Annotated in this window: 10 protein-coding genes; 5 read left to right on the top strand and 5 right to left on the bottom strand. The window is 57.5% G+C overall.

Features of this window, described 5'->3' with window-relative positions:
- The first annotated feature begins 32 nt into the window (after positions 1–32).
- Complete coding sequence (locus CTT34_RS12565; protein ID WP_159342735.1) at positions 33–356, top strand: tryptophan synthase subunit beta like protein; 324 nt, start codon at positions 33–35, stop codon at positions 354–356.
- Between the two features lie 59 nt (positions 357–415).
- Here the strand turns inward: CTT34_RS12565 and CTT34_RS12560 are convergent, their stop codons facing one another.
- The 3 genes from CTT34_RS12560 to CTT34_RS12550 all read right to left on the bottom strand — a co-directional run bounded on the left by CTT34_RS12560 (position 416) and on the right by CTT34_RS12550 (position 3,757).
- Positions 416–2,323 (bottom strand): EAL domain-containing protein, encoded by a 1,908-nt coding sequence (locus CTT34_RS12560; protein ID WP_159342734.1) that lies wholly within the window; start codon positions 2,321–2,323, stop codon positions 416–418.
- Between the two features lie 13 nt (positions 2,324–2,336).
- Positions 2,337–3,050 carry a transglutaminase-like cysteine peptidase gene (locus CTT34_RS12555; protein WP_371825095.1) on the bottom strand — a complete coding sequence of 238 codons (714 nt, stop codon included), beginning with the start codon at positions 3,048–3,050 and terminating at the stop codon, positions 2,337–2,339.
- Positions 3,051–3,145: 95 nt separating this feature from the next.
- The gene (locus CTT34_RS12550; RefSeq protein WP_254436493.1) at positions 3,146–3,757 is read right to left on the bottom strand and encodes an arylesterase; all 612 of its coding nucleotides are present in this window, start codon (positions 3,755–3,757) and stop codon (positions 3,146–3,148) included.
- Between the two features lie 124 nt (positions 3,758–3,881).
- On the opposite strand from CTT34_RS12550, the gene CTT34_RS12545 reads away from it, so the two are divergent.
- Both CTT34_RS12545 and CTT34_RS12540 read left to right on the top strand, forming a co-directional pair.
- Positions 3,882–4,697 carry an ABC transporter ATP-binding protein gene (locus tag CTT34_RS12545; protein WP_159342731.1) on the top strand — a complete coding sequence of 272 codons (816 nt, stop codon included), beginning with the start codon at positions 3,882–3,884 and terminating at the stop codon, positions 4,695–4,697.
- Positions 4,690–7,254 carry an ABC transporter permease gene (locus CTT34_RS12540; protein WP_159342730.1) on the top strand — a complete coding sequence of 855 codons (2,565 nt, stop codon included), beginning with the start codon at positions 4,690–4,692 and terminating at the stop codon, positions 7,252–7,254. Before CTT34_RS12545 ends, CTT34_RS12540 begins: the two co-directional genes overlap by 8 nt.
- Before the next feature lie 67 nt (positions 7,255–7,321).
- Here the strand turns inward: CTT34_RS12540 and CTT34_RS12535 are convergent, their stop codons facing one another.
- Both CTT34_RS12535 and CTT34_RS12530 read right to left on the bottom strand, forming a co-directional pair.
- Positions 7,322–7,513 (bottom strand): DUF2283 domain-containing protein, encoded by a 192-nt coding sequence (locus CTT34_RS12535; protein WP_058577243.1) that lies wholly within the window; start codon positions 7,511–7,513, stop codon positions 7,322–7,324.
- Positions 7,510–7,770, bottom strand: a complete 261-nt coding sequence (locus tag CTT34_RS12530) for a DUF4258 domain-containing protein (protein WP_159342729.1) — start codon at positions 7,768–7,770, stop codon at positions 7,510–7,512. The genes CTT34_RS12535 and CTT34_RS12530 overlap by 4 nt, the downstream gene beginning before the upstream one ends.
- A gap of 160 nt (positions 7,771–7,930) precedes the next feature.
- Here CTT34_RS12530 and CTT34_RS12525 point away from each other — a divergent pair, with 160 nt between their 5' ends.
- Positions 7,931–9,334 (top strand): hypothetical protein, encoded by a 1,404-nt coding sequence (locus CTT34_RS12525; protein ID WP_159342728.1) that lies wholly within the window; start codon positions 7,931–7,933, stop codon positions 9,332–9,334.
- A gap of 156 nt (positions 9,335–9,490) precedes the next feature.
- On the top strand, positions 9,491–10,756 hold the full coding sequence (glyA, locus tag CTT34_RS12520; RefSeq protein WP_159342727.1) for a serine hydroxymethyltransferase: 1,266 nt from the start codon (positions 9,491–9,493) through the stop codon (positions 10,754–10,756).
- Positions 10,757–10,813 lie beyond the last annotated feature (57 nt).

Here is a 10,813-nt window from a genome sequence, read left to right as displayed (position 1 = left end):
AATCAGCGCGTTTACTTACAGAGGAAGCCGCTATGCTCTACATCAAACGAAATGCCCGTGGGGAGATTGTGATGCTCAGCAAAGAGCCCTCGCCTGAGTGTAATGACACCATCGCGGCGGATTCGCCAGAGGTGTTTGCCTTTCTGGCCCAGCAAACGGGGCAGTCGGCGCAAATGGTCGCCTCCGACTTGGCGTTCGTGCGGGTCGTCGAAGACATGCTGGAGGTGCTGCTAGAGAAGGGCGTGCTCAGCTTTACCGATTTGCCCGCTGCCGCTCAGAGCAAGGTGATGGAGCGTAAGTCGCTGCGCGCGAAGAACGATGTGAATTTGATTAGTGATGATGGCGGGATTATCTGACGCGGCCAATGCCGCGTCATGGTTTACCTGAATCACAGTACTAAAGGTAGCTTGAGCGATTAGTTCAAGCGTACGCCTGGTCCCGTCGCCCCATCCACACCTGTGCGGAACAGGCTTTCTAACTCTTCAGGAGTTGAGACTCCTTCGGCAATCACCTGAATCCCTAGCGAGTGGCACAGCGTGGCCATGCCGCGCACGATAGTTTGCTGCTCGTTTGAGGTATGGATACCGCGAATTAAACTGCTATCTACTTTGAGGTAGGCAAGCCCTACATCGTGTAAGTCGGCCAACTTAGTGAATTCCGCGCCCACGTGCTCAATACCAAACTGGCAGCCAAGTGGCCGCAGTGCGCTGCACAGCCCGCGCAGGCTTCCAATGGAGTGCGCTGTCAGCGTAGCAGGCACTTCGAAGCAGAGCTTGCTGGCGAGGGCAGGCTGTTTCTCTAGCAGCAAACGAAGCTCGTTGACGAATTGTGCATTGTTGATTGACGCAATCGAGAGGTTTACGCCAATAAACTGCCCGGGGTTTGCTTCCAACTGAACGAGTGCCTTTTTCACAACGGCGATGTCCAGCGCTGGCTCAAGCGCAAAGCGGGTAACCCAGGGAATAAACAGGCCTGCGGTTTGCCAAACGCTGGCTAACTCTAGTCGAGCCGGGCATTCATAGTGCAGTACTCGGTTCTGGGCATCGACCACGGGGAAATAAGCAAGCTGCGGGCCTTGGGCAATAGCCGCGGTTAGCGCGTTACGCCAATCGGTATGGTTACCGAACAATGAACCTTGTTCACGTTGGCGAAGGGCGATATTACTCGTGCTGCTGTCACTTTCAGCTTCGGCCAGGGCATCGTCTAGCGTTGCCAGCAGTGGACCGCGCTCGTCGTCTGAGTGGTAAGCCACTACCGCCGTCGCTAGGCGTATGTCTGCCTCTGGGGCACTAGCAGCGACCTTTTCCAGTGCCTGTTGCAAACGGGGGAGTAGGGCGTCTGGCTGCTCTTCCAGCGGCAACATCAGCAGGAAGTCGCTGCCGTTTAAGCGCCCAATCATCGCTTCGTCGGCGCTGGTTTCCAGGGCGGCCAACTCTGTGACCAGGGTGCTAAGCAGTTTGTCAGTGGCTTGGTGGCCTAGCTGGTCATTCAAGCTCTCTAGAGCCTGCACGCGCACCATCACCATTAGGCCTGTGGCGCGGGCATCGTCGCTGCCTAATAGCGATGCCAGTTTGCCCATCAGAACATCACGGTTTAAAGCACCCGTGACGCGATCATGCTGCAAATGGCGGCGCAGTTCATCGAGCTTTTGGCTCTCTTGGCTGAGCATTTGGCGCACGTTGGCGGAAAGCACGTTCATCGCTTGGGCGACTTCACGCAGCTCTAGCGTGCGGGGTTCCTGGATGGTGGTAAAACGTCGCGCGCTGATATCTTTTGCCTGAGCGACGACGCGTACTAGCGGATGTTTGATGCCTCGCACCATCACGGTGGCAATCGCTAAGCTAATGGCTCCAGCGAGTAAAAACCAGCCGGCGAGTTCTAACATGCTGCGCCAAAGCGAGGCGTAAGCGTAGCTGTGCTGGCTCTCCAGCTCTAGCGTGCCGAACTGCCGCCAGCCATCTTGAATCGTCGCGGTGCCGGTGGGTACATCGAACTGCACTAGGCTGCGGAACCAAGCCGGAACGTCGCCGCTGTACTCACCGGCGCGGCGCTCAACCAACACTTCGCCTTCGGCATCGCGCAGAATGATTGAGCGGTAGTAACCGGTATCGAACTGCGCCGAGATCAGCAGCTCTAAAATCACTAAATCTTTGTCGAGCTGGCTCATGGAGAGCGCCAGAGTCGTGGCATTGTCTTCGTTTTTGATGCGCACTTCCTGCTCGATATAGTCACGGCTGCTGGTAATACTGATCGCCAAGCTGCCGACAAACGACAACAGCAAGAGCGCAATAATGGCCAGCCAAAGCTGTTTAATCAGCGACATAGCGCCAGTCCTCTTAAATGAATCCTTGTGATTGCATCCGCCCGATCACGCTACGCCAGCGCGACAGCCGTGCCAGCGGGTCGGCACGAGATTCCGAGCCACCGCCTGCCCAAAGGCCGTCGCTGTTAAAGCTGAAGACGGGGTCTAAATCATTGCGCTGAGAAGCCGGTGAAATGGAGGGTGCAATGTTGTCCAGTACCAGCGGTTCGGCATTGGGAGTCGAGTAGTAGCCTAGCACCATGTGAGCCTGGGTGATTTGGCTACGCCCAATGCGGGCGCGAACGTAGATCATACGCAAACGTTCCCCCGGCACACCCAACTGCTTCAGGGTGATGTATTTAGCGATGGAGTAATCCTCACAGTCGCCTTGCCCTTTACCCAATGCTTCTAAGGGCGTTGCCCAAAAGTCCTCTTCTCCCCACACGCGGATATCTTCTACCCAGCGCACACGGCGATTGAAAAAGTCGTTCACATCGCGAAGCTGAGCTTGCACGTCCTGGCCACGTAAGCGCTCCAGCAATGCAAACCACTCTTCTAAGACGTTGAGACCGCCTTGTCCATAAAGTTGCTGCATGCTTTGCCGCAGCTGTTGGGGATTGAAGGCTACGGCAGAGGAGGGCGAAATACCCAGCTTGGCCCCCAACAGCAACGCGCCAGCAGTGGCTAAAAACTGCCGACGCGACAAGGTGGAAGGCGGGCGGGAGGAGGAAGTAGACATGGACGCCATTAGCGTTGGTCAAATATCGCTTAAGACTACAAGCTAAGGCAAAAAAGCGCTATATCTCCTCAGAAGAAAGTATCAACGGTGATGGGGTGAGCCTCTTATTCAGCCGCTACTTGTTGAGACTCTTCCAACAGCGGTTCAAGCGCTGGCCAAACGTTGTCGAGAATGATCGGCTGAGCGTCTGCCGTGGGGTGAATGCCATCGCTTTGCATCAACTGTTGGTTGAGGGCGATATCTTCCAGTAAGAAGGGCACGAGCGAGAGGTCGTACTCCTCCGCCAGAGAGTGATAGACCCCGGTGAAGGCATCGCGATAGGCTTGGCCGTAATTCGGCGGAATATCGATACCCAGCAGCAGCACCTCTGCGCCTGCTTGCTGGCTTTGCTCGATCATGGTGGCGAGATTGGCGCGCATTTGGGCGGGTGGTAAACCGCGCAGGCCATCGTTGCCGCCAAGTTCTAACAGAACGATATCCGGCTCACGCTGTCCGATAATATCGGCAAATCGCTGAGCACCGCCTGAGGTGGTTTCGCCGCTGATGCTGGCATTCACCACTTGCGCCTCACCCTCAAGGCGCTCTGCTAGCAACGCGACCCAACCCTGCTCTTGCTCAATACCATATGCCGCGCTCAAGCTGTCACCCATCACAAGGAGCGTCAGCAAGTTTTCTTCAGAGGTGCTGGCATATATCGGAGCAGCACCCAACAACATTACCAGCATCAGGGCGCTCGCCACGCCGCGTCGGGCCGTCGTTTGCTCCCGTCGAAAGGTCAGCGCCTGAGCCAAACATTGTTGAACCGCTCGTTTTCGAATTGCTACAGGGAATCCATGTTTCATGTCTTACTCCTCTGACCCAACATCCTATACCTCGACCGAAGATGCACCATCGCGCTCGCCCAACACCGACCCCTCCGCTATCCCGAAGGTTCCCGAAGAAGCCGTTCGTCAGCCCGTGCTACATGCGGAAAAGCTGGCCAAACGAGTGACCAGCGGTGAACGCACGCTAACCATCTTACACGACCTGTCGTTAAGCGTAGCGTCGGGAGAGAGCGTTGCCATTTTAGGCAAAAGCGGCGCGGGTAAATCCACGCTGCTGGGCCTGTTGGCCGGGTTGGATACGCCCAGCGACGGTGAGTTGACACTCTTTGGCCATGCGCTGAGCCGCTTGGATGAGGATGGCCGCGCGGCATTGCGGGCAGGGCGAGTAGGGTTCGTGTTCCAGAACTTTCAACTGCTGCCGACGCTCAGTGCGCTGGAAAACGTGCTGCTGCCGTTGGAGCTTTCGCCCCGCGCCGGAGAAACACGTACCGCCCAGCAGTGGTTGGAGCGTGTAGGGCTTGGCGAGCGTACTTCCCACCAGCCCAAACAGCTCTCTGGCGGCGAACAGCAGCGAGTCGCCATTGCGCGTGCCTTCGTGACCGACCCTGAGCTGGTGTTTGCCGACGAGCCGACTGGCAACCTGGACCCGGATACCGGGGCGCAGATCATCGACCTGCTTTTCACGCTGAATAAAGAAGCGGGCACAACGCTGATTCTCGTTACCCACGACCACGCCTTAGCGCGCCGCTGCGACCGCTGCCTGCGCCTGACCAACGGCCAGCTCGTCCCGTTCGAGCCCATTCCAGCCAACAGCGAGGAAGGCGATGAGTGATATCAACTGGCGATTAGCAGCGCGAAGTCTCAAGCGCGACCTGCGCGCGGCGGATGTGCGGGCGCTGTTCGTCGCGCTGGTACTGGCGGTGGCCGCGTCCACCATGATTGCCTTCTTTCTTGACCGGTTAGAGCGAGGCCTTGAGCGCCAAGCCGGGCAGATGCTGGGTGGCGATTTAGTGCTCGAACAGCGCGACCCTTTCCCAGAAGAGCTGCGCAATACCCTAGAGCAGGCGGGTTTTACGCTGAGCGACCAAGTGGATCTGGTCTCCATGATCAGCCAGGGGGAGCGCTTCCAGCCCGCCAGCCTCAAAGCGGTGGATGACGTGTACCCGCATTACGGTGTTTCTCACGTAGACAGGGGCAGCGGCGTCGAGCAAATCGCCTCTGGCCCACCTGCGGGAGAAGCCTGGGCAGACCCACGGCTAGCCGAGCTGATCGATATCGAGATTGGCGACCGCGTGCAGGTGGGGCAAACGGAACTGACCATTAGCGGGATTATCGAGCGCGAAGCGGACCAGTCTGCTGGCTTTGGTAACTTCAACCCGCGCTTGATGCTCAATACCGCTGACCTTGAAGCTACTGGGTTGGTACAGCCAGGGTCACGCATTGAGTTTGAACTGCTGGCCGCCGGGCCGCCCGCCGCGTTAGAGCAAGTGCAGAGCTTATTGGCACAGCTACGGCGTGATGGGGTAGAGGTGCGTGATGTGCGGGTAGACCGCCCGCAGTTGGGTAACGCCCTGCAACGTGCGGAAAGCTACTTAGGCCTGGCCGGGTTAGCAGCGGTGCTGTTGGCTGGGGTGGCGGTTGCTATGTCGACCCGCCGCTACGTAGAGCGTCACCTGGATACCGCTGCGCTGCTGCGCTGCTTTGGGGCCAGCCAGTATCAGCTTGTGACGATTTTCAGCCTGCAACTCATTGGGCTGGCGTTAATGGCCTCCCTCATTGGCGCACTGCTGGGCTTGGTCGGCCAAGCCGTACTGCTGTGGCTATTGACTAGCTTTCTGCCCATGACGCTGCCACCCCCTGGCATTATGCCGCTGTGGCTCGGTATCTTCACCGCGCTGGCGGTGCTGGTGGGGTTTGCAGGGCCAACGCTGCTGCGTATCAAGCAGGTGAGCGCGCTGAAAGTCCTGCGCCGAGAGCTGGACCCGCTGCCGCCCGCCGCTTGGCTGGTGGTGGGGGTGGCCAGCATCGTATTTGGCGGCCTGCTGTGGCTCTATTCAGGCAGCTTCCCTCTAGCCTTGGCGCTTCTGGTGGGTGGCTCGGCTTTACTGGCGCTGCTGTGGGGCGTGAGTTCTTTATTGCTGAATGGTTTGCTTCACGCTGTGCAGCGCCTTAAGGGCGGCGGCGAGTGGGTTCAGGCATTTCGCTTGGGCGGGCGTCAGCTGGCCCGCCGCAAGCAGGCGGGGCTTGGCCAGCTGCTGGCATTTTCGGTCACGTTTTTTGCCATGGCGATGATCGTCCTGGTGCGTGGGGATCTGCTCACTACTTGGCAAGATCAACTACCAGAAGACACCCCCAACTACTTCGCCATCAACATTCAGCCCGGCGAGCGGGATGCGTTCGAGCAAGCGGTGGCACCTCGGGTCGATACCCAAAGTACCCTTTACCCCATGGTGCGTGGGCGTATTACCGAGATTAACGGACAAGCGCCCAGAGATGCTGTTCCCGCTGATGCCCGGGGCGACAACTCGCTGCGCCGTGAACTTAACCTGACGTGGCAATCCGAACTGCCCGAAGGCAACCAAGTGGTGGCAGGGCAGTGGTTCACACCCGCCAGTGAGCCAGAAGGCTGGATGAGCGAAGTGGACGCGACGCCTTCTAGCAATTCAGAAACTGTGCCCATTTCGGTAGAAGATGGTTTGGCTGAGCGTCTTGGTTTGGGATTGGGAGACGAAATCACATTCGCTGTGGGCAGCGACAGCATCACAACCCGCATCGAAAGCCTGCGCAGCCTGAATTGGGACAGCTTTAACCCGAACTTCTTCGTGATCTTCCCGCCCGGCGTGCTGGAATCGTTCGGCCATAGCTTCATCACTGCTTTCCATCTACCAGACGAAGAGCAGGGCTTGGTGCGTGAGCTGGTCAGCGACTTCCCCGGCGTCTCGCTGCTCAACGTAGATGCTATTCTTGGGCAGGTGCGCGATGTATTGACCCAAGTGACTCGCGCAGTAGAACTCGTTCTTATCCTGGTGCTGTTGGCGGGCGTGAGTGTGCTCTACGCCGCGCTCACCGCCAGCCGCCCGGTACGCGCCCATGAAAGTGGCCTGCTGCGGGTATTTGGTGCTGGCAACCGGATGATCTCCCGCGTGCAAGGGGCCGAATATGCCTTGCTTGGGTTCGCCAGCGGCCTGCTAGGGGCGGTGCTTGCAGAGCTCGCCACCGCCGCGCTCTACCTCTACTGGCTCGACTTAACCCCGCGCCTGCATATCGGCCTTTGGCTAACGCTCCCCATTGGCGGCGCGCTGCTGATAGGTGTCATCGGTCACGCGCTTTCCTACAGCCTACGCCGCCAAGCCCCAGCGGCAAGCTTGGGGTTATTAGGCGAGGCATAAACCTACCAGCGATAAAAAAGGCGGCTATCTCTAGCCGCCTTTCCCATGCAAGAGCCACCATTTATTATCATGCAGCGTAGCTTTTCAGTAGCGGCCAAGCGCCTTGTTTTGAGGCTTCAAGAACCACAATTTCGACGATGGTATTGTCATCAGCGTAGCTAATGTGGGTGTTCCAATCTTGAGAGACCTCTCTAGCAATCGGTTTCTCAGAAAGGTGGAGCACCAGGATATCATCAGCCTCATCGTAAGTGGTTCTCATGGCATGGCCTCCCAGTCAAAATGATGCATTACCGTCTTTACCACTAATAAATCTTCTAACACGACCGCCGCACACACGAGATTATCGGTGCGCTTAGGAAATGCTTTCGCAATCCAGAGTCGAGTGTAATCTTTAAAGCGGGTATCGCCCGTTTCGAGTAACTCGATCAATTGTTCTTCGCTAATGTTGCGCTCAAGCATTCGTTCTCGCGCGTGGCGAGTGATATGTACTTGGCGTTCAAAACGTCTGCAAAACATACCTAGATGCTCAAGTTAAGATTCATTGTTCGCACATCACTAATTTGGTGAGAATAGCATAACTCGTATGGCCTAACCCTCACCCATCTACACCTCAAATCGAGATGGCGGCGCTGCAGCTTGGTGATATGCTAAAACCCTTCAACAGAGAGGTCGTGTCATGCAGGCGAAGGTGGTGAAGTGGGGCGCTGCAGGGGTATCGCTTTGGCTAGTGGCGGGAGCCGCGCAGGCGTCGCTGCAACAGCTAGAGGCCGATTTACAAGCAGAGCTGGCAAGCGATGGCGCTAGTATGGTTATCGGGCAGCTTGTGGAAGAAGCCAACAGCTACGTGGCGGAAGATGTGGCGATTACCTACGCCAACGGTGATTTGCTCTCGATTGATCGTTACCGCGTGGATGGTCGTTACGCACAGCCAGCGTCAATTACCCTAGATGGCATCAGTATGACTGAATTGGGGTTTGACTCGCCGGTGTTGACCGTGGGTGAGCTGGTACTACGAGAGCCTGGCGCTGCCGTTCCCATGTTAGAAGCCTTCGAAGCGGAAGGTAGCATCATCAACGCACTCAGCCTGAGCGATATTACCTTCCGGCTAGAGGGCAGTCTGGCAGATGAGCTAGCCGCTGAACTTGAGAGCCAAGCACTAGCCGGTGTTCTCTCCATCGATTCCCTAGAGCTAGAAGACGCGAGCAGCCGTGCCGTTGGTCTCATTGCGCTGCAAGGGGTTAGCGGCGAACTCAACGACCTCGCTAACGGCATCTCCGGGACGTTGGCATTAGGGGATATGCGCATTGAAGCGTTGGAAGGGCTCGACCGCCCCGGAGAAGAGAGCCTTAAGCATGCCGAATTGCACGGTTTCAGTTTAACCGGCGAGCAGTGGAGCGTATTACTGGATAACGCTTGGGTAAAAGGCAACAGCTACGTGGGCGAAGCGGGCTTTAGCGGCGCGGAATTTGATCTGGGCGAGTTAATCCATCTAGTGCCCCCCACCGAGCGTGAAGAGCTACAAGCCTTGAACCGTGTGTTGACGGGCGGTACCGGGCGTTTAAGTGCCGAGGGTCAAAGTGCCTCCCAGTGGCAGGAGTCACCCTCTAATGAACCGAGCCACCGCAACCGCCTCACCTCGGAAGGGTATTTGCAGCTGGACGGAGCCGGTGGCCTGGAGTTCTCCATGGATGTGCCCATCAGCCTGCCCAAAGGGGCCACCTTAGAAGAGGCCACACAAAACCCCGCCCTGTTTGAAGCGGCGACGCTGTACGGCGGTCATGTGTCCGTGGCATATCGCGATGAAGGTATGCTACCGCGCATGGCCACTGAACTGGCTGCTCAAGAGGGGATCAGCGAAGAGCAGGCGATCTCTCAAGCCTGGGCGCAGGCGCAGCAGTTGGGGCCATTACTTGGCCCGCAAATCACGAAGCTGATGGTCGGTATGGTGGATATCATGGCAGGCCACGCCCAATCCCTCACCGTTGATGTCGAGCTACCCAATCCGTTTATGCTCAATCAATTCATACTCAACCCCATGGGCAGCAGCGAGCGGCTCACCTTCACTTTTGAGTTGAAATAGCGTGGTTGTCCGGTCGGTCAGGTTTGAGGGGCGGCTGGCAACATGAAACATGCTCATGTAAGACCTGACGCGGATGCGATGAAAGTCGCGTCCGCCTGCGGTATGATAGCCGCCTCGCTTCTCCATGATGATCCTTTCGTAACGAGGTTCCCGCCGATGTTCAGCCGCGATATGACAATTGCCGGATTCGATGATGCGCTGTTTGATGCCATGCAAAAAGAAGTGGCACGCCAAGAAGCCCACATCGAACTGATTGCTTCCGAAAACTACGCCAGCCCCCGCGTACTCGAAGCGCAAGGCAGCCAGCTGACCAACAAATACGCCGAAGGCTACCCAGGCAAGCGCTACTACGGCGGCTGTGAGTTTGTCGATATCGCTGAAAACCTGGCCATCGACTACGCCAAGCAGCTGTTCGGCGCGACCTACGTCAACGTGCAGCCGCACTCTGGCTCGCAAGCCAACAGCGCTGTTTTCCAAGCGCTGGTCACGCCGGGCGACACCATCCTAGGTATGAGCCTGGACGCGGGCGGCCACCTGACTCATGGTGCCAAGCCCAACTTCTCTGGCAAGCACTACAACGCCATTCAGTACGGCCTGAACGAGCAAGGCCTGATTGATTACGACCAAGTCGCTGAGCTGGCCCGTGAACACAAGCCGAAGATGATCATCGCCGGTTTCTCTGCCTACTCACAAATTGTGGACTGGGCGAAATTCCGTGAAATCGCTGACGAAGTAGGCGCTTACTTGCTGGTGGATATGGCGCACGTTTCTGGCTTGGTCGCTGCTGGCGTTTACCCCAGCCCGCTGCCCCACGCTCATGTGGTGACCTCCACAACGCACAAAACCCTGCGCGGCCCGCGTAGCGGCGTGATTCTCTCGGCAGAGAACAATCCGGACATTGAGAAGAAGCTGCAGTCGGCGGTCTTCCCCGGTGGTCAGGGCGGCCCGCTGATGCACGTCATTGCTGCCAAAGCGATCTGCTTCAAAGAAGCGATGGAGCCCGAGTTCAAAACTTACCAGCAACAGGTGGTTAAGAACGCCCAAGCCATGGCGAAAGTCTTTATCGACCGCGGTTACGACATCGTATCTGGTGGTACGGAAGACCACCTGTTCCTGCTGTCACTGATCAAGCAGGGCGTGACCGGTAAAGATGCGGATGCTGCCCTTGGCCGCGCCCACATCACCGTCAACAAAAACGCTGTACCGAACGACCCGCAAAGCCCGTTTGTCACCTCAGGCCTGCGTATCGGCACCCCGGCCGTCACCACGCGCGGCTTTGGTGAAGAAGAGTGTGCGCAGCTGGCAGGCTGGATTTGCGATATCCTCGATGTACTGGCCAAAGGCGAAGACACCAGCAGCGTTGAAGCCCAAGTGCTCGATAAAGTCGCTGACGTCTGTGGGCGTTTCCCGGTGTATAAATAAACACGGCGTTACCCGCGTGTGAAAAAAGCGCTAGCCCTTTGGGCTAGCGCTTTTTAT

This window comes from Halomonas meridiana (assembly GCF_009846525.1).
Lineage (GTDB): Bacteria > Pseudomonadota > Gammaproteobacteria > Pseudomonadales > Halomonadaceae > Vreelandella.
This window is presented reverse-complemented; position numbering and strand designations above follow the sequence as displayed.